Here is a 22,638-nt window from a genome sequence, read left to right on the forward strand (position 1 = left end):
GTCTTGCCATGGTCAACGTGACCGATGGTCCCGATGTTCACATGCGGTTTCGTCCGTTCAAACTTTGCCTTCGCCATCGCGTTGTCCGCCCTTGTCCAGATCGCGCCCCGAGACGGGGCCGAGATTACACGGGCGGCGACTTAGCCCCTGGCCGCAGGAAATTCAAGCCTGATTGGCCGGACGGCCCGTGGGACTGCGGCAGGACGGCGCTTTGCCGGGGGGCGGGATCGTCCTATCTTCTTCGTCATGCTCGACGCGCCCCCTTCCCTGCCCGCCCGCGTTGCCCTCCACACCGAACCGATGGGGGTCTGGGCCAGTTTTCGCGCCGCACAGCGCAACGTCCTGGAACTGATCCCCGAGGTGGCGACCAGGGTGCCGATCCTGTCCGGTCGCACCGGCAAGCGCTGGCACATGCTGATGGACCCCGACGGGCTGAAACAGGTCCTGCGCGACCGGGTGGACGACTACCCGAAATCGGTCGTGACCAAGCTGATCCTCGAACCCGCCATCGGCGACAGCCTGTTCGTGGCCGAGGGCGCGCAATGGATGTGGCAGCGCCGGACCGCCGCCCCGGTGTTCTCGCACCGCAACGTGACCGCGCTGGGACCGGTGATGACGGCGGCGGCGGAACGGTCCGTCGCGCGGCTGGACCGCGCCGTGGGCCGGGCGGCGGACCTCTTCGACGAGATGGTGACGGCGACCTTCGAGGTGATCGCGGATGTCACCTTCTCGGACGGCACGGGCTTTGACCGGGGCGCGGTCCATGCCGCCATCGAGCAGTACATCGCGGAAACCGCAAAGGTCTCGCTGCTGGATGTCCTTGGCGCCCCGCCCTGGGTTCCCCGTCCGAACCGCCTGTTCACCGGGTCCGCGATGCGCGAGACGAAGAAACTGGCCGACCGCGCGATCGAGGCGCGCAAGGCCGAGGGCGGAAAGACCCCGCCCGACCTTCTCGACCTTCTGATGGCCGGCTCCGACCCCGAAAGCGGGCGGCAGATGACCACGGCGGAACTGCGCGACAACCTCTTGACCTTCATCGTCGCGGGGCACGAGACGACGGCGCTGACGCTGGCCTGGGCGCTTTACCTCTGCGCCTTCGACCCGTCCGTGCAGGCCGCCGCGCGAGAGGAGGCGCAGGGCGTTCTGGGCGACCGCGCCGCCACCGTCGCCGACCTCGCCCGCCTGCCGCTGACCCGCCGGATCGTGGACGAGGCGCTGCGGCTCTATCCCCCTGCCGCCTTCCTGTCGCGCACCGCGATGGCGCGCGACACCCTCTGCGGCCGCGAGGTGCGCCCCGGCGACACGGTGATCCTGCCGATCTACGCGCTGCACCGCCATCGTCTGCTGTGGCAGGACCCGGACGCCTTCCGCCCCGACCGTTTCGCCGACCCCAGGGCGATCCCGCGTTTCCAGTATCTGCCCTTCGGCGACGGCCCCCGCATCTGCATCGGCGCCAGCTTCGCGCTGCAAGAGGCGGTGATCGTGCTGGCCACCCTGCTGGCCCGCTTCCGCTTCAGCTCCATCCCCGGCAAGGACCCGAAGCCCGTGATGATCCTGACCCTGCGCCCGCAGGGCGGGGTCTGGCTGAAGGTGGAACGGGCCTGAACCTCCTCGTGCGCCTTCGGCGTCTTGTCGGGGGCGACCCGGCGAGGGGCGACGACGACGGGCGGCCCGTCAGGTGAACCGGTTGTCCCTTGGGAACCCGCGCGGGGCCATCTTGCCCGCGCTCGCCCGCGCCCCGGTCCATTCCAGAAGATCGACCTCGGTCCGCGTGCGCCCGGCCGGGTCCTTCCAGCTCAGCCCCTCGGCCTTGGTGAAGGTGATCGCGTCCGACAACCCTCCGTCCTTATATTTCTGCAACCTGACGCCCTTGCCCCTGGCCATTTCCGGCAGTTCGGACAGCGGGAAAACCAGCATCTTCCGGTTGTCGCCCACCACTGCCACCATGTCGCCCGTGACCGGCGTGCAGACCGCCGTCTTGACCCCGTCCCGCACCGTCAGCACCGCCTTGCCCGCGCGGGTCTGCGCCAGCAGTTCCTCGGACGGCACCACGAACCCGTCGCCCGCCGTCGAGGCCAGCAGGTATTTCTGCCCCGGCCGCCAGACGATCAGATCGGTGATCCCGGTGTCGTTCGGCAGATCGACCATCAGCCGCACGGGTTCGCCCATCCCGCGCCCGCCCGGCAGGTTCGCGCCCAGAAGCGTGTAGAACCGCCCGTTCTCGGCCACCAGCAGGATCTTGTCCGTCGTCTCGGCATGGAAGGCGAAACGCGGGCCGTCGCCGTCCTTGAACTTCTGTTCCGCCGTCAGATCGACATGGCCCTTCAGCGCCCGGATCCAGCCCATCTTCGAGCAGATGACCGTGATCGGTTCGCGGTCGATCATCGCCTCGAAAGGAATGTCCTCGACCTCGGTCGCATCGGCAAACTGCGTCCGGCGCGCGCCCAGTGCGGTGCCCTTGCCATAAAGCTTGCGGACCTCGTCCAGCTCCTGGCCGATCCGCTTCCACTGCCGCCGCTCGCTGTCCAGAAGATCGGCCAGATCGGCGCGCTCCTTCATCAGCGCGTCGCGCTCGGCGTTCAGCTCCATCTCCTCCAGCCGCCGCAGACTGCGCAGCCGCATGTTCAGGATCGCCTCGGCCTGGACCTCGGTCAGCTGGCCCGCGCCCCCCTTGACCGGGGACGTGTAGTCCTTCTCCGACGTGGCCCGGATGTGCGATTTCGACCAGTCCTCGGCCATCAGCGCGGCCTTGGGGTCGGCGTCGTAGCGGATGATGTCAATCACCCGGTCCAGGTTCAGGAAGGCGATCAGCAGCCCTTCCAGCACCTCCAGCCTTGCGTCGATCTTCTCGATCCGATGCTGGGACCGCCGCCGCAGCACGTCGCGGCGGTGGTCAAGGAAGGCGCGCAGCACCTCTTTCAGCGAACAGACCTTCGGCACGCGTCCGTCGATCAGCACGTTCATGTTCAGATTGAACCGCACCTCGAGGTCCGAGTTCCTGAACAGGCTGCCCATCAGCACATCCGGGTCCACGTTCCGCGCGCGCGGCTCCAGGATCAGCCGGATGTCCTCGGCGCTCTCGTCGCGGACATCCGCCAGCAGCGGCACCTTCTTCAGCTGGATCAGCTCGGCCAGCTTCTCGATCAGCTTGGACTTCTGCACCTGGAACGGGATCTCGGTGACGACGATCTGCCAGGTGCCGCGACCCAGATCCTCGACCTGCCACTTCGCCCGGGTGCGGAAGGCGCCGCGACCGGTGCGGTAGGCTTCAAGGATCGACTCGCGCGGCTCCACGATCACCCCGCCGGTCGGGAAATCCGGGCCGGGGATCAGCGCCACCAACGCCTCGTCGGAAAGCTGGGGGTCGGCCAGCAGGGCCTGACAGCCGTCGATCAGCTCATCCAGATTATGCGGCGGGATGTTCGTGGCCATCCCCACGGCAATGCCCGACGACCCGTTGGCCAGAAGGTTCGGGAAGGCCGCCGGCAGCACCACCGGCTCTTCCAGACGACCGTCATAGTTGGGGCGGAAATCGACGGCGGTCTCGTCGATGCCCTCCATCAGCAGTTCCGCCGCCTGGGTGACGCGGGCCTCGGTATAGCGGCTGGCTGCCGGGTTGTCGCCGTCGATGTTGCCGAAGTTGCCCTGCCCGTCCACCAGCGGGTAGCGCATGTTGAAATCCTGGGCCAGCCGCGCCATCGCGTCGTAGATCGCGGCATCGCCGTGGGGGTGGAAATCCCCCATCGTGTCGCCGCTGATCTTGGCCGATTTCAAGAACCCCTCCGTCGGCGTCAGCCGCAGCCGCCGCATCGCCCAGAGGATTCGCCGGTGCACCGGCTTCAGCCCGTCGCGCGCGTCCGGCAGGGCGCGGTGCATGATCGTGGACAGCGCATAGGTCAGATACCGCTCGCCGATCGCGCGCGACAGCGGTTCGGCGGTCGTCAGACCCTGAGGCCCCTCGATCTTGGGCTCGTCATCTTCATCGCTCATGCATGTTGTGTAGGGAAAACCGCGGGTGCGGTCCAGATGGCAATGACGCCGGCGGGAACCGGGCCGCGGCCTGGTGCATTTTTCCTGCACTCCCCTCTGGCGGCTATGCTATGAGGGGCCAGATCAAGAAACGGATTCCAGATGCTGCGGTTGACGTTGATTCTATGTGCCGGGCTTTATGCGGCCCTGATGATTGCCGGGGAAGACCGGGGCCAGTTGCGGCCGGGGCTGGCCGATGCGGCGGCGCGGCTGGCGGCCCGCAACCCCGTTGCCGGGGCCGAAACGGCTGCGCCGGCAAGGCCGGAAGATCCGGTCGTCGTGGTGGCGGCGGACGCCGTGGTGCAACCCGACAGGATCACGACGGCGGCGCCGGCCGTGGCCAGCGCCCAGCCGGAGCCCGCCGCGCCCCAGCCCCCCGCCGCGCCCCAGCCCCCCGCCGCGCCCCAGCCCGCCGTCGCCTCCCAACCCCCCGTCGCTTCCCAACCCTATGTCGAGCCGGTCCGCCAGCTGGTGACCCGGGTGGAAGAGCCGGTCTTTTCGCTGGCTGCGCTGGGGAACGAGGCCGTGCCCGGCCTTGCCGCCGCAGCGCCCGCGCCCGAAGGTCCGGATCCCGAAGTCCTGGAGGGCGAGACCGGGACGATCTGGTATGTCGTGGCCAATTCGGTGAACGTGCGGGCCGGACCTTCGACCGAGGCCGAGGTTCTGGGCAAGCTCGGCTCGGGCGAGGCGGCCCTGCTGGTGCAGGCGGTCAACAGCGACTGGGCGCGGATCGTGATTCAGGGCGACGGGGTGGAAGGCTTTGTCGCCATGCGCTACCTCAGCCCTGTGGGCCCCTGAGGGGCATCGCCCCACAGGAGCCGAACCATGCCGCAGCGCACGATCCTGATCACCGGATGCTCCTCGGGCATCGGCCTCGACGCCGCGCGCAGGCTGCACGCGCGCGGCTGGCGCGTCTTTGCCACCTGTCGTAAAGACTCCGATTGCGACCGCCTGCGCAGCGAGGGGCTGGAGAGTTTCCGCCTCGACCTCGCCGATGAGGACAGCATCGCCGCCGCGGTGGTCGAGCTGGTCACGCGCACTGGCGGCAGGCTGGATGCGCTGTTCAACAACGGCGCCTTCGCCTGCCCCGGCGCGGTCGAGGACCTGCCGCGCGGCGCCCTGCGGGAAATCTTCGAGACCAACCTATTCGGCACCCATGACCTGACCCGCCGGGTGATCCCGCTGATGCGGGCGCAGGGCGCGGGGCGGATCGTCAACTGCTCGTCCGTGCTGGGCCTTGTGGGCGCGACCTGGCGCGGGGCCTATGTCGCGACCAAGTTCGCGCTGGAGGGGCTGACCGATGTGTTGCGGATCGAGATGCGCGGAACCGGGATCGAGGTGATCCTGATCGAGCCCGGCCCGATCACGACCCGGATCCGGGAAAACGCCGTGGCGCATTTCGAACGCTGGATCGACTGGGAAAACTCGGCCCGGCGCGACCAGTACGCCGCCCTGCGCGGCCGGCTTTACGACCGGAAGGTGAAGAAGGATGCCTTCGAGCTAGGCCCCGAGGCGGTCACGGCCAGGCTGATCCACGCGCTGGAAAACCCCCGGCCCAAGGCGCGCTATTATGTCACCACGCCTACCCATATCGCCGGTTTCCTGCGGCGGATCCTGCCGACCCGCCTGCTGGACCGGGCGATCTCGAAGGGCTAAAGCCGCGCCGTCTCGGCGTGCAGGCGGTCGACCAGACCGGGGTCCAGCCGCAGCGCCGAGGCGAGCGAGGCCAGATAGGCCTTCTCGGCCTCGGTGTCGGGGTCCACGGCCAGCAGCGACACCGCGTAAAGCTGGATCGCCTCGGCCTCGGATTGCGCCAGGGCCGCGATGCGGGCCGCGTCCAGGGGCGCATCCAGTTCGGCCGCGATCAGCGCCTCGGCCTCCTCGCCCAGCCCGAGGTTGCGCAGCTGCCCATCGATCCGGGCGCGTTCGTCGGGGGTCACATGCCCGTCGGCCTTGGCGGCCGCGACCATCGCCTGCAACAGATGCGTCGCCAGATCATCGGCCGCCGTCGGGTCGGAGGGCAGGAACGCGGTCCCCTCGGGGCTGGGCAGCGCCGCCGCCGGGTCGCCGCTGCGACCGGCCTTCCAGTCCTCGTAGGCCTTGTAGGCAAGGGCGCCGATCGCCGCCATGCCGCCGATCTTCAGCCCGGTGCCCAGCATGCGCCGCCCGCCGCTGGTCAGCAGCACGCCCAGCAGCCCCCCGGCAATCGCGCCCTTGCCCAGGGTGGACTGGTTGTTCCACGTCTCTTTCGCCTTGTCGGTCAGACCCTTGGCCCCCTGGCCGCCGGTCAGCTGGTTCAGTGCGCCCATCAGGTCGTCCAGAAGGGATTTCGCGTTCAGCATCGGGGCCTCCTCGGTTTGCTGGTCCGAATATGGGAAGCGACCTGCAACAGGACAATGACGGCCCCCGCGACGCCCCCGACCCCGGCCGGTTGCCGCCTAGCCTTCCCCCCAGCCGCCCCCGCCGGGAGTGCGCATCTCGAACGCGGCACCCGCGGGCAGGTCGCGCGCGTCGTTGCCCTCCAGCCGCTCGACCCGCCCGTCCGGCCAGTGGACCAGGTTCTCGCCCACCGCCCCCGGCCCGCCCCCGGCCGCGCCGAACGGAGCCACCTTCCGGCTGCCGCACAGCGTCGTCACCGTGACCGGCTCCAGGAACCGCAGCCGGCGCACCGCCCCGTTTCCGCCCGGCCAGCGCCCCGCCCCGCCCGAGCCCGGACGGATGCCGAACGCCTCCAGTCGCACCGGAAAGCGTTTCTCCAGCACTTCGGGGTCGGTCATCCGGGTGTTGGTCATGTGGCTTTGCACCGCATCGCAACCGGCAAAGCCCGGCCCGGCTCCGGTGCCCCCGGCGATGGTCTCGTAGTTCTGAAAGCGGTCGTTGCCCCAGATGAAGTTGTTCATCGTGCCTTGCGCCGCCGCCACCACGCCCAGCGCGCCGTAAAGGGCATTGCAGGCCGACTGGCTGATCTCGGTATTGCCCGCGATCACCGCCGCCGGGGGGCGCGGGTTCAGCAGCGTCCCCTCGGGCACGATGATCTCCAGCGGCCTCAGGCAGCCCTCGTTCAGCGGAATGGGCTTGCCGACCAGCGTGCGGAACACATACAGCACCACCGCCCGCGTCACCGCCTGCGGCGCGTTGTAGTTGCCCGGATGCTGCGGGCTGGTCCCGGTGAAATCCACTTTCGCCGAACGCGCCGCACGGTCCACCGTGACCCGCACCGCGATCTCGGCCCCGATGTCCAGCGGCAGCCGGAAGGCCCCGTCCGACAGCCGGTCGATCACCGCGCGCACGCATTCCTCGGCGTTTCTCTGTACATGGCCCATGTAGGCCGCCACCACATCGGCCCCGTGCTGCGCCACCACCCGCGCAAGTTCGCGTCGTCCGGTCTCGTTGGCCGCGACCTGCGCCTTGAGGTCGGCCAGGTTCTGCTCGGGCGACCGGCAGGGCCAGCGCCCCGACCCCAGCAGCGCGCGTGTCTCGGCCTCGGCCAGCACGCCCCCGCGCACCAGGTGGAAGAGGTCGATCACCACGCCCTCCTCCTCGATCGTCCGGCTGTCGGGCGGGCCCGAGCCCGGCGTGCGCCCGCCGATGTCGGCATGATGCCCGCGCGACCCCAGCCAGAAGGCCGGGCGTCCTTGCACGAAGACCGGAGAAACCACCGTCACGTCGGGCAGATGCGTGCCGCCGTTCCAGGGCGAATTCAGCATCCAGGCGTCACCCTCCCGCGCCGTCCGGCCGACCGCGGCGATGACCGTCTTGACGGCATGGGACATACTGCCCAGATGCACCGGCACATGCGGAGCATTCGCCACCAGATCGCCCGCCGCGTCGAAGATCGCGCAGGAAAAATCCAGCCTTTCCTTGATGTTGACCGACCAGGCCGTGTTGGCCAGAGTGGCGCCCATCTGGTCGGCGACCGACATGAACAGGTTGTTGAACAGTTCCAGTCGGACCGGATCCACCTCGGTCCCGGCTGCCCGTTCCCGCACCACCGCCTCGACTCGCCGCAGGATCAGATTGGCCTGGGCATCGACCCGCGCCTCCCAGCCCGGTTCGACGATGACCGTCCCCGTCGCCTCGGCAATCACTGCCGGTCCGGCGATGACGGTCGCGGTCCCGCAATCCTCGCGGCGGTAGAGCGGCACGTCCTGCCAGCGCCCCCCGGCCCAGAGCCGAAGCTGCCCTGCCGGCCTTCCCGCCCCCGGATGCGGGGCAAGGTCCGGCAGCTCGGCCCCGCCGCCCTCGGCCTCGGCGGCCAGCATCTCGAACCACAGTGCCCGCTCGGGAGAGGTGAAGCCGAAGCGCGCCTGATGCGCCGCCGCGAAGGCGGTGGCCATGGTCTCGGCATCGCCGAAAGGCACCGGCAGCGACTGGTGTTGTCCCTCATGGCGCAGATGCGCGGTCAGGGTCACCCGCGGCGCCGCTACGCCTTGCGCCTGCAATGCGGCAACCGCCTCTGCCGCCAACGCGTCGATCCGGTCGCGCGCCGCGTCCAGTGCCGAAAGCGGCGCATCGAACTGCACCTCGCGCAGGCTGCGCAACTGTGCCAATCCCATGCCGAAGGCCGAAAGGACACCGGCCTGAGGATGGATGAAAATTTTTTTCATTCCTAGCGCATCCGCCACCCCGCAGGCATGCTGCCCGCCCGCGCCGCCAAAGCATTGCAGCGCGTAGCCGGTCAGGTCATGCCCGCGCTGCACGCTGATCTTCCTGATCGCGTTCGCCATGTTGTCGATGGCGATGCGCAGGAACCCTTCCGCGATCGCCTCGGGCGGATCGCAGCGCCCGGTGGCCTGCGCCACCTCGGCCGACAGGGCGGCGAAGGCCCTTCGCGCGGCTTCGGCATCCAGCGGCTGATCGCCTGACGGGCCAAAGACCGCCGGGAAATGCGCGGGCGAGATGCGCCCCAGCATCACGTTGCAATCGGTGATGGTCAAAGGCCCGCCCCGGCGATAGGAGACCGGCCCGGGATTGGCGCCCGCGCTTTCCGGGCCGACCTGGAACCGCCCGTCCCGGAACGAACAGATCGACCCGCCCCCCGCTGCAACAGTGTGGATGTCCATCATCGGTGCGCGCATCCTGACGCCCGCGACCTCGGTTTCGAACGAGCGTTCGTATTGCCCGGCATAGTGGCTGACATCGGTCGAGGTCCCGCCCATGTCGAAGCCGATCAGCCGGTCGAACCCCGCCGCTTCGGCGGTCCGCACCATGCCGACGATGCCCCCGGCCGGGCCCGAGAGGATCGCATCCTTGCCCTGGAAGCGCCCGGCCTCGGTCAGCCCGCCGTTCGACTGCATGCACAGCAGCCGCCCGGTGGCGCGACCGATGTCCAGCGCGGCCTCGACCTGCGCCACATAGCGCCGCAGGATCGGCGAGAGATAGGCGTCCACCACCGTCGTATCGCCCCGCGCCACCAGTTTCGCCAGGCGAGAGATCTGATGCGAAAGGGAAATCTGCGCAAAGCCGGCAGCCCTGGCCATCCGCCCGATCTCGGCCTCGTGGCCCGGGTTGACATGGGCATGCATCAACGCCACGGCGACCGCGCGGATGCCTGCATCGCGGGCGCGGTCCAGGGCGCGCTGCACCGCCACAAGGTCCAGCGGCCGGATCTCGCGGCCCTCGGCATCCAGCCGGCCCGGGATCTCGAACACCTGTTCGTATAGCAGGTCCGGCCGCCGGATCTCCAGCTCGAACAGGGCCGGGCGGGCCTGGGTGCCGATGCGCAACAGGTCGCCGAAGCCCTCGGTGATCAGCAGCGCCACCCGCTCCCCCTTCCGCTCCAGCAGGGCGTTGGTGGCCACGGTCGTGCCCATCTTCACCGCCGAGATCGCCCCGTCCGGGATCGGCTGCCCGTCCCGCAAGCCCAGACAGTCGCGGATGCCCTGCACGGCGGCATCGGCATAGCGTTCCGGGTTCTCGGACAGTAGCTTGGCCGTCACCAGCCGCCCGTCCGGCGCCCGTCCCACCACATCGGTGAAGGTGCCGCCGCGGTCGATCCAGAATTCCCATGCGCCCATCGGCCCGCCCCCTCCCTGCGCGTCCTTGGTGGCCTGGGGCGGACCCGGATGCAAGAGGCGGTCCGCCTACTTTTCCACGCGGGCGAGCAGGTCTTCGACCTTCGGCCCCAGAGCTTCGACAATCAGCCGCACGCCCTCGGCGTTCGGATGCAGCCCGTCCGCCTGCATCCAGGCCGCCAGCGAGGCAGGGTCAGACGGATCGGCCCCTGCCGCGCGCAGTCCCTCGAAGAAGTCCTCGGCCAGCAGCGCCCCATACTGGCCGGCAAGTTCGCCATACATCGCGTCGAAGGCCGCCTTGTAGTCGGGTCCGAAATTTCCCGGCGCCTTCATCGCCACCAGAAGCACCGGCAGGTTCCGCGCCGCGGCCTCCTTCAGGATCCCGTCAAGGTTGCGCCGCGACTCGGCGGGGTCGATCCCGCGCAACAGGTCGTTGCCGCCCAGCGTGACCACCAGCGCCTCGGCCTCGGGCCCCAGCGCCCAGCCGATCCGGGCCAGCCCGCCCGCCGTCGTGTCGCCCGAGACGCCCGCATTCTGCACCACCACATCATGCCCGCGCGCCCGCAGCCAGCCTTCCAGCACCGGCACCAGACCCTGGGACGCGTCCGCCAGCCCGTAGCCCGCCGTCAGACTGTCGCCCAGTGCCACGACCGTGACCGGCTCGGCCATGGCCCAACTTGACAGTGCCAAGACTGCAAGTGCAGCATTGCGCATTCGCCGCCGCGCGCCATATCCGACAGAACAGGCCACCCGAAGGATCCCTTGCATGACCGATCCCGTTCTCGCGCTGACCGATGCGCGGCTGACCCTTGCCGGCAATGCCGGCCCGGTCGAGATCCTGAAAGGCATCACCCTTTCGGTGCGGAAAGGGGAAACCGTGGGGCTGATCGGTCCGTCCGGGTCGGGCAAGTCGTCGCTCCTCATGCTCATGGGCGGGCTGGAACGTGCCACCGGCGGTCAGGTCCTGGCCCTGGGGCACGACCTGACCGCGATGGACGAGGACGCGCTCGCCCGCTTTCGTCGGGGAAATATGGGGGTTGTGTTCCAGAGCTTCCACCTGATTCCGACGATGACCGCGCTGGAGAACGTCGCCCTGCCGCTGGAACTGGGCGGAGCGGCAGATGCCTTCGACCGGGCCGAGGCCGAACTGCGCGCCGTGGGCCTGGGCGCACGGCTGCACCATTACCCCAGCCAGATGTCGGGGGGCGAGCAGCAGCGCGTGGCCCTGGCCCGCGCCGCCGCGCCCCGCCCGGCGATCCTTCTGGCGGATGAACCGACCGGCAATCTCGACGGCGCGAACGGCCAGGCGATCATGGATCTGCTGTTCGGCCTGCGCGACCGGCACGGCGCGACGCTGGTGCTGGTGACCCATGCGCCGGAACTGGCCGCGCGCTGCGACCGGGTGATCCGGCTTGCCGACGGTCAGCTTGCGCCCGACATGCCGGCGCACGAGACATTGGCAAAGGCTGCCGAATGAGCCTGTCCTTCACCATCGCCCGTCGCGAACTGCGTGGCGGGTTGCGCGGCTTTCGCGTCTTTCTGGCCTGCCTCGCGCTGGGGGTCGCGGCCATTGCCGCCGTAGGCACCCTGCGCGCGGGCATCCAGCAGGGGCTGACCGACCAGGGCGCGGTGATCCTGGGGGGCGATGCCGAGATGCGTTTCACCTACCGCGCCGCCGATGCCGAGGAACGCGCCTGGATGGAGCGGACGGCGCGTGCCGTCTCCGAAGTCTACGATTTCCGCTCCATGGTCCTGACCGAGGGCGACCAGGCGCTGACGCAGATCAAGGCCGTCGATGCCGCCTGGCCGCTGACCGGCGCGGCAGAGCTTGACCCGCCGATCCCGGTGGCCGAGGCCCTGGCCGACCGGGACGGCCTGCCCGGCGCGATCATGGACCCCGTACTGATCGAGCGTCTCTCGCTGTCGATCGGCGACCGCTTCCGCCTGGGCACGCAGGACTTCCGCCTGACCGCGGCGCTTACGCGGGAACCCGACAGCGCCTCGACCGGCTTCACCCTCGGCCCGCGCACCGTGGTGCGATCCGAGGCGCTGGCGGGGTCGGGGCTGCTGGCCTCGGGCTCGATGTATGAAACCCGCTACCGGATGCTTCTGCCGCCCGGCGCCGACCTTGCCGCGCTGGAGAGGCAGGCGGAAACCACGTTCCGCGACAAGGGGATGCGCTGGACCGACAGCCGCCGCGCCGCACCGGGGATCGAGACCTTCGTGGACCGGATCGGCAGCTTCCTTGTCCTGGTGGGCCTGGCCGGGCTGGCGGTGGGCGGGGTCGGCATCTCGGCGGCGATCCGATCCTACCTGGACGGCAAGGTCGAGACCATCGCCACGCTGAAGACGCTGGGCGCCGAGGGCGGGCTGATCTTCCGCAGCTACCTCTGGCAGACCGCGATCCTGTCCGGCCTCGGCATCGCGCTTGGCCTTGCCCTGGGGGCACTGGTCCCGATCCTGGCCGCGCCGCTGATCGAGGCCTCGCTGCCCTTCCCGGCCCAGATCCGCCTGGCCCCCATGGCGCTGGTCGAGGCGGCCTTCTACGGCGCGCTGTCGGCCTTGATCTTCACGCTTCTGCCCCTGGCCCGGACCGAGACGATCCGCCCCGCGGCGCTCTATCGCGGCGGCACGGGCACCCGTGCCTGGCCGAGGAAACGCTACCTTGCCGCGCTTGCCATCCTGTCCGTCGCGCTGGTCGGCAGCGCGACCTGGCTGTCGGGCATCCCGGAACTGGCGCTGGGGGCGGCCGGAGGAGTCCTGGGCGCGCTCCTCGTGCTGGGGCTCGCGGCGCTCGCCCTGCGCCTCGTCGCGCGGCGCCTGGCACGCAGCCGGATGGCCCGGGGCCGCCCCGCCACCCGCGCCGCGCTGGCCGCGATCGGCGCGCCCCGGTCCGACGCGACCTCGGTCGTCCTGTCGCTGGGCCTCGGGCTTTCCGTGCTGGCCGCCGTGGGCCAGATCGACTGGAACCTGCGCCAGGCCATCGCCACCGATCTGCCGACGCGCGCGCCGGCCTTCTTCTTCATCGACATCCAGCCCGACCAGATCAACCCGTTCCTCGCCCTGATCCGCGCCAATCCCGCCGTCACCGACACCGAGACCGCCCCGATGCTGCGCGGCGTCATCACCCGGATCAACGACCGCCCCGCGCGCGAGGTGGCGGGGGACCACTGGGTCGTGCGCGGCGACCGCGGCATCACCTATGCCGCCACTCCCGGGCCAAAGACCCGGATCACCGCCGGCAGTTTCTGGGCCGAGGATTACGCGGGCGATCCCCAGATCAGCTTTGCCGCCGCAGAGGCCGCGGAGATCGGCCTGAAGCTTGGCGACCGGATGACCGTCAACATCCTCGGCCGCGACCTGACCGCCACCGTCACCTCGTTCCGCGAGGTGGACTTCTCGAACGCCGGGATGGGCTTTGTGATGACGCTGAACCCCGCCGCGCTGGCCGGTGCGCCGCACACCCATATCGCCACCGTCTATGCCCCACCGGAGGCCGAGGCCGCGATCCTGCGCGAGGTCGCGCAGACCTGGCCCAACATCACCGCGATCCGTATCCGTGAGGCGGTGGACCGGGTCTCCGAGGCGCTGTCGGCCATCGCCACCGCCACCGCCTGGGCGGCGGCGGGGACGCTGATCACGGGCTTTGTCGTGCTGATCGGCGCGGCGGCGGCGGGCGAACGCGCGCGGATCTACGAATCCGCCATCCTCAAGACGCTCGGGGCGACGCGCGGCCGGATCCTGTCCAGCTTCGCGCTGCGCTCGGCCCTGATGGGGGCGGCGGCCGGGGTGGTCGCGGTCATCGCGGGGGGGCTGTCGGCCTGGGCGGTGATGACCTTCGTGATGGATTCGACCTTCCGCTTCGAGCCGCTGTCGGCCATCGGCATCGTCCTGGGAGGAGTGATCGCCACGCTGCTCGCGGGCCTCGCCTTCGCGCTGCGCCCGCTGGCCGCCCGCCCGGCCGGAACGCTGCGCGCCCAGGACTAGGGAGCCCTCAGGGCGTCACCGGCTGCGGCACCAGCGCCATCTCTGCCGGCAGGCTGGCCGGGAGGAACCGGGGGAAACCCGCCTCCTGTTCGGCCTTGGCACTGGCCATGGCGAAACTGTCGAAGAAGCGCCCGATCCCGTAGCCGTCCAGATCGACGCCGGAAAACTCGGCCACAATCGCATCGTGGTTTTCGACCAGAACCCGGTTGTCCGGGTCCAGCCCCGAGACGCAGACCAGCCCCGTCGGGCGGCAATCCAGCACCGTCACCTCCAGCTCTGGCCGCCAGCGGTGCAGGATCGGGATCAGCTTCCAGACATCCCCGGTCCAGGACCCCTTCGGCAGGTTGTCCAGGTCGCGCGTCGTCATCTCCATCCCGTAGGGCACGCAGTCGTGCAGCAGGATGACCCCCTTCGGCTCCATCGCCGCCTCGGTATGGATGAAGTCGCGCAACAGGAACTCGAACAGGTGCATCCCGTCCAGGAAGGCCAGGCTAAGCCGGATGCCGTTGCGCGCCATGAAGCCGCTGGCGAAGAAGTCGTCGCTGGTCATCTGGAACACATGCAGTGCAGGCTTCTGGCCGATGATGTTGATCTCGGCCCGGAAGAAGGGATCGACCGCAACGGTCTTCGACCGCACCGGAGCAAAGCTTTCCCCCGACCGGCAGCCGACCTCGAGATACCAGTCGAAAAGGCAGGCATTGTGGAGCCGCCGCAAGAAGCGGTGATACGGCATTCCGGTGGCTTTGACGAACATCGGCGGACCCGCGACTGAACGCAGGCACCATGCGATGCGACCCGTTCGGGCGCAACCCCGGGGTTTCTTCAATGCGCCGGGCGGATGAAGGTGCCGTTGCGCAGTTCGGTGAAGGCCTGGCGCAGCTCCGCTTCGGTGTTCATCACGATCGGCCCGGCCCAGGCGACCGGCTCCTCGATCGGCGCGCCCGAGATCAGCAGGAACCGAACCCCCTCCGGCCCCGCCGTCACCGTCACCTCGTCGCCCGCGCCGAACCGCACCAGCGTCCGGTTGCCGGAAAGGTCGCGGATGTTGACCTCCCGGCCCATCACTTCCTTTTCCAGCAGGACGCCTTCAGGCCGCGCAGCGTCACGGAAGGACGCCGACCCCTCGAAGACATAGGCAAAGGCCCGGCGCCGGGTATCGACCTTGAAGGTCTTGCGCCTGCCCGGGGCCACGAAGACATCCAGATACTGCGGATCCGCCGCGATGCCTTCGACCGGGCTTCTCACCCCGCGATAGTCGCCGATCACCACGCGGATGCTGCTTCCGTCATCCTCATGCCGCTCCGGCAGCGCCTCGGCCGGCATGTCCTGATAGCGCGGCGCGGTCATCTTGAGCCGCCCGGGCAGGTTGCCCCACAGCTGAAAGCCATGCATCCGGCCCTGTTCGTCGCCTTTCGGCATCTCCTGATGCAGGATGCCGCGCCCGGCGGTCATCAGCTGCAACGACCCCGGCCCCAAGGTGCCCTTGTTGCCCAGCGAGTCGCCATGCTCCACGGTCCCCGCAAGGACATAGGTGATCGTCTCGATCCCCCGATGCGGGTGCCACGGGAACCCGGCTTGGTAATCGCGCGGATGATCCCCCCGGAAGTCGTCGAACAGAAGGAACGGGTCCGCCTCGGTCGGGTCCTGGAAGCCGAAGGCGCGGTGCAGATGGACGCCGGCGCCCTCGATATGGGGCTGGGCGCGGCGAGTCTCGATCACGGGACGGATGGACATGGCTGTCTCCTGAATTGCGTTGGGCTGAAGATGGGGCGGTGCGGACCCCGCGCCAAGGCGCAAATGCGGCGGCCTTCTGTGCAGCAATGCACCAAACCCAAGGCGTCAAGGGCGCGGAGTCTGCAAGAACTCCGCTGCCGTGCCTTCAAAGCCTCCGATCCGCTGGCTTGGAGGGCATCGGCGCTTCACCCGCCCGACCTGTCTTTGAAAAGTTGCCAAATCCCTAACGCCCGCAGCCAACCCCTTGATTTACCTGACCCCGAAACCCGCGCCGCGCGCGGCGCTACCCCGTCAGATGGCGCAGCCCCTGGGTCACGTCGGTCCGCACGGCCAGCCGCAGCCCCGGCTCGTCCCCCGCCTTCAGGGCGGCCAGGATCACCCGATGGTGGGTCGGCGGCTCCCGCCGCTTGACCCTCGCATAGACCGCCCGCATCGTCGGCCCCAGCTGCAACCAGACCGTCTCGCACATCGCCAGCATCGCCGGGGTCTGGGCGCGCAGGTAGAGCGTCCGGTGGAACTCCAGGTTGGTGCGGACATAGGTGACCGCATCCCCCCTGACCGCCGCCTCGCCGTTCATCAGATTGATCGCGGTCAATCGCTCGATCAGCGCAAAGTGGGCCCTCGGCAGCGCCCGCGCCGCCATCTCCGGCTCCAGCAAAGCCCGGATCGCCGCCAGCTCCTCGATCCGTTCCGGGGTCAGTTCCGGTGTCGAGATCCGGCCCGAGGACGACAGGGTCAGCGCCCCCTCGGCCACCAGCCGCCGCACGGCCTCGCGCGCGGGGGTCATCGAGACGCCGAACTGCTTGCCCAATCCCCGCAGGGTCAGCGACTGGCCGGGGTCCAGCTCGCCATGCATGACCTGCTGGCGCAGGGTCCGGTACAGCCGTTCATGCGCGGCGGCGTTGGGGTCGGTGGGGCGGGGCGTCAGCATGGGCCGAAGGGGAACACCCCCCGGGCCGAACGGTCAATCCTGAAAGCGCAGCCGGTGCAGGGTCTGGCCGTGCTGGTGCAGCCAGGCCCGCTGCGCCTTCCAGCCCGGACAGATCCGGTCCACCACCTCCCAGAAGGCAGGGGAATGGTTCAGCTCCACCAGATGCGCGACCTCATGCGCGGCAACGTAATCCAGCACCGCAGGCGGGGCCATGACCAGCCGCCAGGAATACATCAGCCGCCCGTCCGGCGAGCAGGACCCCCAGCGCGACCGGGTGTCCCGCAGCGCCAGTGCGGAATAGCGCCGCCCGACCATCCCGGCATGGCGCGTCGAAGCCGCCGCCAGACGGTCGTGCGCCAGGACCTTCAGCCAGGCCGCGACCCGCGCGCCCGCCGCAACCGGATCGCCGGGAACCAGCAGCCGGTCGCCCTCGAGCCGCACCCCGCGTCCCGTGGCCGAAGCAAGGCGCAGGTCCCGGCCTTCGACCGGGATGACCGACCCGATACCGACCGGCCGCACGGCCGATTCCGGCATGCTGCGCAGTGTCTCGCGCAGCCAGCCCTCGTGACCGCGCAGGAACTCCATCGCCTCGCCGTCGCGCGCCCGCAGCGGCATCGACAGGGTGACCTTGCCGTCCAGCCGGGACACCCGCAGCGAAAAGCGCCGCGCGCGGGCCGAACGCCTGAGATGCACCTCGACGGGTGGAGAGCCGGGCAGGACGGGCATGCAGAACCCTTTGAAAGCTGCCCGGAACATAGCCATGTCCGGCGGCACATGAAAAGGCTTTGACAGTCGCCCGCACCTGTGGCAAGCGGCTGTTTTACTGCTTACCCACCATCCAAAGGGACCACCATGCCCAAAGCAGAATGGGGCACGAAGCGCATCTGCCCGACGACCGGCAAACGCTTCTACGACCTGAACAAGAACCCGATCGTCAGCCCCTACACCGGCGAGATCGTGGACATCGAATCGGTGCGCCGCAAGATGGCCGCCTCGGTCATCTCGCGCGTGGCACCCGACAAGGATGACGACGTTCTGGTCGAGGATCTGGAAACCGAAGACGTCCTGCTGGACGGCGCCGTCGCCGATGATACCGAACTGGACGACGATCTGCTGGAGGACGATGCGGACGACAACGTCTCGCTCGACGACCTGGCCGACGTGCCCGGCGACGAGGAGGAAGTCTGAGGATAGGCGCCGGGGCAGAGGGGTGATTTTCCCCCTTGCAGCCCCCGGCCACCTGTCCTAGATAGCCGGCATCGCGGCGGAAACGGTGCGATGCTTCTCTCCGGTGGGGTCATAGCTCAGATGGGAGAGCGCTTGAATGGCATTCAAGAGGTCCGGGGTTCGATTCCCCGTGGCTCCACCAAAGAGAGACTGAAAGCGGGGCGGTTCAGACCGCCCCTTTTCATTTTCAGGGCGCCGGAACCGCACGCCAGTCCGACCCGGCGACGGGGTCGGGCAAACGTGAAGCGCAGTCGCGCAACAGCCGGGTGAGCGACTGACAGGTGCACCACAAGCCCTTGGGAACGCTGGGTTAATGTGCTGCATTCGGCGCTGCGGCGCTGTCTGGTTTCCGTCTGGAAAGTGTCTGGCATCCGTACATACGCATGGACATCCGGCCTGGCGTTAACCACGGGATGCGAATCGGCGTGGCGGGGAAGGTGCGCTGTAGCGCAGCCTACGGTTACTCTGCCGGCGCCGCCCTGCCCCGCCCACGCGCCTGTTCGGGCTGAAAGCGGGCATACCAGTCCCGCCGCTTCTGCCGCTGCCAGAACCAGGGCTTCGGATTGTCGGCCCGGGTGACCAGCATCAGCAGCGACGGGATGATGAGCAGCGTCAGGACGGTCGAGAAGGCGAGTCCATAGACGATGGCCGAGGAGAGCGCGATCCACCATTGGGTCGAGGGTGCGCCGATGGTGACCTCGTGGCTGAGCAGTTCCAGGTTCAGGCCGAAGGCGATGGGCAGGACGCCCAGGATCGCGGTCAGCGCGGTCAGCACCACGGGGCGCGCGCGTTCGCGGCAGGTCTGCAGAATCGCCTCGATCTTCGGCCGGCCCGCGCGGCGCAGGGTGTCGTAGGTATCGATCAGCACGATGTTGTTGTTCACCACCACCCCCGCCAGCGCGATGATGCCGATCCCGGTCATCACCATGGTGAAGGGCTGGCCCATGATCATCAGGCCCAGCAGCACGCCGATGGTGGACATGACGACCGCCGACAGCACCAGCCAGACCGAGGTGAAGTTGTTGAACTGCGCCAGCAGCACGATGAAGATCAGGAAGATCGCCGCCCCGAAGGCCTTGGAGAGGAAGGCCCCGGCCTCGGCCTGTTCGGCGTCCTCGCCGGCCAGTTTCCAGCGGATGCCGAACTGGTCAAGGTTCGCGGCCTCCAGCGCGGCGGTGACCTGGGCATAGACCCCGTCGGGCTGCACGCCTTCGCGGATGCCGGCCTGCACGGTCACGGTGCGCGCCCCGTCCAGCCGCGTCAGCGTGCCGGTGGTGGGCGCGGCGGTGCGGGTGACGAAGTTCGAGATCGGGACCGAGCCTGCGGCGGTCTGGATCCGCAGCTGGTCCAGCGCCGAGATGGTCCGCTGGTCGGCGGGCAGGCGCAGGACGATGTCCACCGCGTCATCGGCCCCCGCCGGGCGGTAGTCCGACAGTTTCAGCCCGCCGGTCACCAGCTGCACCATCGCCCCCACGGTCGAGGGCGCGATGCCATAGCGCGAGGCGGCGGCGCGATCGACCTTCAGCTCCCAGTCGATACCGGGGGGCGGCAGGCCGTTCGAGATGTCGATCACGTCCGGCACCTGTGCCAGCCGCGCGGCGACCTGCACCGCGACCTCGTTCAGGTAAGTCGGGTCATCGGCCGACAGCTGGATCTGGATCGCCTTGCCGGTGGGCGGCCCGGCCTGCGGGACCGAGACCTGGATGTCAACGCCGGGGATGCCCACCATCGCCGCCCGGAGGTCGGCGAGGATGGCATTGGCGTTCTTGCGCTCGCGCCAGTCCACGAATTCGTACTGGATCACCCCGATCACGTCGGCATCGACCTCCTGCCCCATCCCGCCCGCCGCGCCGGTGCGGGTATAGACCGTCGCGATCCCCGGCCAGCCCAGGATGCGCGCCTCGGCCTGGGCGACCAGCGCATCCTTTTCGGCGATGGACAGGTTGCCGCGCGCCTTGACGTAGAGCAGGCCATATTCCGGTTCGACATCGGGGAAGAAGATCACGCCCTTGCCGTATTTGCCGTAGGCGAAGGGCACCGCGACCAGAAGGCCGATGGCCAGGAACAGCATGATGACCGGGTGCCGGACCGCCTTGCCCACGACCCACATATAGGCGCCGTCCTTGTGTTCCGGCGGGTGCTTGAAGGGCTTGGCCAGGATCGCGCCCAGGGTCGGCACGAAGATCAGCGCATAGACGAGCGAGGCCGACAGCGTGACGATCAGGGTAATCGGCAGGTATTTCATGAACTCGCCGACAACGCCGGGCCAGAACAGAAGCGGCGAAAAGGCCGCGACCCGCGTCATCGTCGCCGCCACGACCGGCCCGGTCATGCGGTGCGAGGCCATGGCAAAGGCCTCGCGCTTGTCCATGCCTTCCGACATCCGGCGCTCGGCATATTCGGTGACGATGATCGCATCATCGACCAGCATGCCGACCGCCAGGATCAGGCTGAACAGCACCACGATGTTGACGGTGTAACCCCACAGCGACAGGGCCAGCATCCCCATCAGGAAGGAAGCCGGGATCGCCAGGCCGATCAGGAGCGAGGCGCGGACCGACAGCGCGTAGAGGATCACGATGAAGACCAGGATCACCGCGGTCAGGACCGAGTTCTGCAAGTCGAACAAGAGCTGCCGGATGTCTTTGGACTTGTCCTGGCTGAAGGTGATCTCGGTGCCCTCGGGCAGGAAGCGGCGGAAAGCCTCGGTCACCGCCTTCACGTCATCGACGGTCTGGATCAGGTTGGCGCCGGTGCGTTTCGACACCTCGATGGCGATGGCCGGCGCGCCGTTCAGGCGGGTGATCGTCTCGGGCTCTTTCAGCGTCGGCAGGATCTGAGCGATGTCGCGCACCCGGACCGTCGCGGTCCCGGTCGAGACGACGGGCAGGTTCGCCACGTCCTCGATGGTTTCGAGAAGCGAGGGCACCTTGATCGCATAGCGGCCCTCGGCGCCTTGCAGCGCCCCGGCGGCGACCAGCTGGTTGCCGGCGGCGAAACCCGCGATCAGGATGTCGGGCCGCAACCCGTAGCTCGCCAGCTTGCCGGGGTCGATCACCACCTCGACCAGATCGTCCCGCACGCCCTGCAACTCGGCGTTCAGCACCGTGGGCAGCTCCTCGATCCGGTCGCGCAGCTCACGCCCCGCCCTGGCCAGCGCGCGCTCCGGCACATCGCCCGACAGCGTGATGACAAGGATCGGGAATTCCGACAGGTTGACCTCGTTCACCGTCGGCTCGTCGGCGCCCGAGGGCAGTTCGGGCCGGGCCTGATCCACCTTGGTGCGCACATCGTCCAGCGCCTTCTTCAGATCGGCCCCTGCCTGGAATTCGATCACCACGTTGCCGCCGCTCTGATAGGCGGTCGAGGTCATCTTCTTGATGCCCGTGATCGATTTCAGCGCCGTCTCCATCGGGCGCAAGAGAAGCCGCTCGCTGTCCTCGGGCGAGATGCCGTCATAATGCAGGCTGACGTAAAGAATCGGGATCTGGATGTCCGGCTCGGCCTCCTTGGGGATCGAGACATAGGCCATCGCCCCGGCCAGCATCAGGAACAGCAGGACCGAGATGGTCAGCCTTGCGTTGGCAATGGCGGTTTCGACAAGTTTCATTGGCCGACCCCCGGCGCGACATCCACCTTGTCGCCATCGCGGACAAGATCCTGCCCGGCGGTGATGATCCGCACCCCCTCCTGCACGCCGGTCACGACCAGACCCTCGGGCGTGTCGTCGATGATCTGGATGGCGGCGAACCGCGCCCGATTGTCCTGACCTACCACCCGCAGGCCGATCTCGCCCTTGTCGGACAGGGTGATGACCGACCGGGGCACCACGACGGCCCGGACCGGCGGCGCGAACAGCGAGACCTCGGCCGTCATCCCCGCCGACAGGGCAAGGCCGGGGTTCGGCAGCGCGATTTCCACCGGGAAGGTCCGGGTCTGGGCCGAGGCCTCGCGCGCGACCAGCCGCACGGTGCCGTCCATCTCGGCCCCGTTGACCAGCCGGACCCGCGCGGTGGAGCCGACGACCACAGCGCCCAGATCGACCTCGCTGACCTCGGCCCTGACCACGATCGGGTCCAGCGACAGGATCGTCGCCACCGGGGCGCCGGTCTGCACCCATTCGCCCGGTTCCACCGACAGGCTATCGACGATCCCCGCGAACGGCGCCTTGAGCCGCAGCCGGTCGGCCGCCGCCTGGGCGCGCGCCAGTTCCGCCGCCGCCGCATCGCGGGCCGAGCGCGCATTGGTCAGCGCGCTTTCGGTCGTGCTGCCGGAATCGAACAGCCGTTGCGCCACCTCGAGGTCACGCTCCTTCTGCGCCAGCGCGATTTCGGCGATCTTTTCCTGGGCCACGGTCTCGGGCCCTTCCAGTTCCATCACCACGGCCCCGGCCTCGACGCTGCCGCCCTTGGCCATCGCCAGCGAGGCGATGATGCCCTCGGTCCGCGCCGCCAGATCCACGCGCTTGTCCGCCTGGGTGACACCCGAAAGGCGGATCGCGCGGGCATGGTCCACAAAGCCGGGCACAACGGCCGAAACGGTGCGGACCAGCGGCGCCTTCTCGGCCGTTGCAGACACGGGCGTCGGGGATTCCTTACCTTCCGCCGTCTGGGCGCTGCCCACCGAAGAGAACTCTCCGGTGGCAATCCATGCCCCGGCGGCAACCGTCACGCAAAGGGCGGCAATTCGATGAAACTTCGGCATGGGTCGCGGCAT

The 22,638-nt window shown here is 69.0% G+C and carries 16 protein-coding genes and 1 tRNA gene; 7 read left to right on the plus strand and 10 right to left on the minus strand.

The features are described 5' to 3' along the window. Positions 1 to 246: 246 nt before the first annotated feature. Positions 247 to 1,605 (plus strand): cytochrome P450, encoded by a 1,359-nt coding sequence (locus tag G8O29_RS04795; protein ID WP_166402101.1) that lies wholly within the window; start codon positions 247 to 249, stop codon positions 1,603 to 1,605. A gap of 69 nt (positions 1,606 to 1,674) precedes the next feature. Here G8O29_RS04795 and parC read toward each other — a convergent pair whose 3' ends face one another. Next, a complete protein-coding gene (gene parC / locus G8O29_RS04800) occupies positions 1,675 to 3,990 on the minus strand; it encodes a DNA topoisomerase IV subunit A (RefSeq protein ID WP_166402102.1) in 2,316 nt (771 codons plus the stop codon). Between the two features lie 141 nt (positions 3,991 to 4,131). Here parC and G8O29_RS04805 point away from each other — a divergent pair, with 141 nt between their 5' ends. Next, a complete protein-coding gene (locus tag G8O29_RS04805; protein ID WP_166402103.1) occupies positions 4,132 to 4,827 on the plus strand; it encodes an SH3 domain-containing protein in 696 nt (231 codons plus the stop codon). 27 nt (positions 4,828 to 4,854) lie between these two features. Further along, positions 4,855 to 5,685 (plus strand): SDR family oxidoreductase, encoded by an 831-nt coding sequence (locus G8O29_RS04810; protein ID WP_166402104.1) that lies wholly within the window; start codon positions 4,855 to 4,857, stop codon positions 5,683 to 5,685. Here G8O29_RS04810 and G8O29_RS04815 read toward each other — a convergent pair. The 3 genes from G8O29_RS04815 to G8O29_RS04825 form a co-directional block, all read right to left on the minus strand. Beyond that, complete coding sequence (locus G8O29_RS04815; protein WP_166402106.1) at positions 5,682 to 6,371, minus strand: tellurite resistance TerB family protein; 690 nt, start codon at positions 6,369 to 6,371, stop codon at positions 5,682 to 5,684. The genes G8O29_RS04810 and G8O29_RS04815 overlap by 4 nt on opposite strands. Positions 6,372 to 6,467: 96 nt before the next feature. Continuing rightward, positions 6,468 to 10,046 carry a hydantoinase B/oxoprolinase family protein gene (locus G8O29_RS04820; protein WP_166402107.1) on the minus strand — a complete coding sequence of 1,193 codons (3,579 nt, stop codon included), beginning with the start codon at positions 10,044 to 10,046 and terminating at the stop codon, positions 6,468 to 6,470. 66 nt (positions 10,047 to 10,112) lie between these two features. Beyond that, a complete protein-coding gene (locus tag G8O29_RS04825) occupies positions 10,113 to 10,712 on the minus strand; it encodes an arylesterase (RefSeq protein ID WP_367890126.1) in 600 nt (199 codons plus the stop codon). A gap of 97 nt (positions 10,713 to 10,809) precedes the next feature. On the opposite strand from G8O29_RS04825, the gene G8O29_RS04830 reads away from it, so the two are divergent. Both G8O29_RS04830 and G8O29_RS04835 read left to right on the plus strand, forming a co-directional pair. Beyond that, on the plus strand, positions 10,810 to 11,520 hold the full coding sequence (locus tag G8O29_RS04830; RefSeq protein ID WP_166402109.1) for an ABC transporter ATP-binding protein: 711 nt from the start codon (positions 10,810 to 10,812) through the stop codon (positions 11,518 to 11,520). After that, the gene (locus tag G8O29_RS04835; RefSeq protein WP_166402111.1) at positions 11,517 to 14,030 is read left to right on the plus strand and encodes an ABC transporter permease; all 2,514 of its coding nucleotides are present in this window, start codon (positions 11,517 to 11,519) and stop codon (positions 14,028 to 14,030) included. Before G8O29_RS04830 ends, G8O29_RS04835 begins: the two co-directional genes overlap by 4 nt. Positions 14,031 to 14,037: 7 nt before the next feature. Here the strand turns inward: G8O29_RS04835 and G8O29_RS04840 are convergent, their stop codons facing one another. The 4 genes from G8O29_RS04840 to G8O29_RS04855 all read right to left on the minus strand — a co-directional run bounded on the left by G8O29_RS04840 (position 14,038) and on the right by G8O29_RS04855 (position 17,421). Further along, positions 14,038 to 14,763 carry a class I SAM-dependent methyltransferase gene (locus G8O29_RS04840; protein ID WP_207623669.1) on the minus strand — a complete coding sequence of 242 codons (726 nt, stop codon included), beginning with the start codon at positions 14,761 to 14,763 and terminating at the stop codon, positions 14,038 to 14,040. A gap of 89 nt (positions 14,764 to 14,852) precedes the next feature. After that, on the minus strand, positions 14,853 to 15,764 hold the full coding sequence (locus tag G8O29_RS04845) for a pirin family protein (RefSeq protein ID WP_166402113.1): 912 nt from the start codon (positions 15,762 to 15,764) through the stop codon (positions 14,853 to 14,855). 283 nt (positions 15,765 to 16,047) lie between these two features. Further along, positions 16,048 to 16,695: a GntR family transcriptional regulator gene (locus G8O29_RS04850; protein WP_128515545.1), complete on the minus strand. Its 648-nt coding sequence runs from the start codon at positions 16,693 to 16,695 to the stop codon at positions 16,048 to 16,050. Between the two features lie 33 nt (positions 16,696 to 16,728). Further along, positions 16,729 to 17,421, minus strand: coding sequence for a M48 family metallopeptidase (locus G8O29_RS04855; protein ID WP_166402114.1), 693 nt, complete (start codon positions 17,419 to 17,421; stop codon positions 16,729 to 16,731). A gap of 126 nt (positions 17,422 to 17,547) precedes the next feature. Here G8O29_RS04855 and G8O29_RS04860 point away from each other — a divergent pair, with 126 nt between their 5' ends. Together G8O29_RS04860 and G8O29_RS04865 are read left to right on the plus strand one after the other, a co-directional pair. Further along, on the plus strand, positions 17,548 to 17,883 hold the full coding sequence (locus tag G8O29_RS04860; RefSeq protein ID WP_166402115.1) for a TIGR02300 family protein: 336 nt from the start codon (positions 17,548 to 17,550) through the stop codon (positions 17,881 to 17,883). Positions 17,884 to 17,988: 105 nt separating this feature from the next. Continuing rightward, a tRNA-Ala gene (locus G8O29_RS04865) sits at positions 17,989 to 18,064 on the plus strand. A gap of 318 nt (positions 18,065 to 18,382) precedes the next feature. On the opposite strand, the gene G8O29_RS04870 is transcribed toward G8O29_RS04865, so the two are convergent. Next, a complete protein-coding gene (locus G8O29_RS04870; RefSeq protein WP_166402116.1) occupies positions 18,383 to 21,532 on the minus strand; it encodes an efflux RND transporter permease subunit in 3,150 nt (1,049 codons plus the stop codon). After that, complete coding sequence (locus G8O29_RS04875; protein ID WP_166402118.1) at positions 21,529 to 22,626, minus strand: efflux RND transporter periplasmic adaptor subunit; 1,098 nt, start codon at positions 22,624 to 22,626, stop codon at positions 21,529 to 21,531. The genes G8O29_RS04870 and G8O29_RS04875 overlap by 4 nt, the downstream gene beginning before the upstream one ends. Positions 22,627 to 22,638: the final 12 nt, after the last annotated feature.

It is taken from the genome of Rhodobacter calidifons, assembly GCF_011174775.1.
Classification (GTDB): Bacteria; Pseudomonadota; Alphaproteobacteria; order Rhodobacterales; family Rhodobacteraceae; genus Tabrizicola; species Tabrizicola calidifons.

Coding starts and splice junctions, on each gene's coding strand:
- G8O29_RS04795 (WP_166402101.1), top strand. CDS start 247: ATGCTCGACGCGCCCCCTTCCCTGCCCGCCCGCGTTGCCCTCCACACC.
- parC (WP_166402102.1), bottom strand. CDS start 3,990: ATGAGCGATGAAGATGACGAGCCCAAGATCGAGGGGCCTCAGGGTCTG.
- G8O29_RS04805 (WP_166402103.1), top strand. CDS start 4,132: ATGCTGCGGTTGACGTTGATTCTATGTGCCGGGCTTTATGCGGCCCTG.
- G8O29_RS04810 (WP_166402104.1), top strand. CDS start 4,855: ATGCCGCAGCGCACGATCCTGATCACCGGATGCTCCTCGGGCATCGGC.
- G8O29_RS04815 (WP_166402106.1), bottom strand. CDS start 6,371: ATGCTGAACGCGAAATCCCTTCTGGACGACCTGATGGGCGCACTGAAC.
- G8O29_RS04820 (WP_166402107.1), bottom strand. CDS start 10,046: ATGGGCGCATGGGAATTCTGGATCGACCGCGGCGGCACCTTCACCGAT.
- G8O29_RS04825 (WP_367890126.1), bottom strand. CDS start 10,712: ATGGCCGAGCCGGTCACGGTCGTGGCACTGGGCGACAGTCTGACGGCG.
- G8O29_RS04830 (WP_166402109.1), top strand. CDS start 10,810: ATGACCGATCCCGTTCTCGCGCTGACCGATGCGCGGCTGACCCTTGCC.
- G8O29_RS04835 (WP_166402111.1), top strand. CDS start 11,517: ATGAGCCTGTCCTTCACCATCGCCCGTCGCGAACTGCGTGGCGGGTTG.
- G8O29_RS04840 (WP_207623669.1), bottom strand. CDS start 14,763: ATGCCGTATCACCGCTTCTTGCGGCGGCTCCACAATGCCTGCCTTTTC.
- G8O29_RS04845 (WP_166402113.1), bottom strand. CDS start 15,764: ATGTCCATCCGTCCCGTGATCGAGACTCGCCGCGCCCAGCCCCATATC.
- G8O29_RS04850 (WP_128515545.1), bottom strand. CDS start 16,695: ATGCTGACGCCCCGCCCCACCGACCCCAACGCCGCCGCGCATGAACGG.
- G8O29_RS04855 (WP_166402114.1), bottom strand. CDS start 17,421: ATGCCCGTCCTGCCCGGCTCTCCACCCGTCGAGGTGCATCTCAGGCGT.
- G8O29_RS04860 (WP_166402115.1), top strand. CDS start 17,548: ATGCCCAAAGCAGAATGGGGCACGAAGCGCATCTGCCCGACGACCGGC.
- G8O29_RS04870 (WP_166402116.1), bottom strand. CDS start 21,532: ATGAAACTTGTCGAAACCGCCATTGCCAACGCAAGGCTGACCATCTCG.
- G8O29_RS04875 (WP_166402118.1), bottom strand. CDS start 22,626: ATGCCGAAGTTTCATCGAATTGCCGCCCTTTGCGTGACGGTTGCCGCC.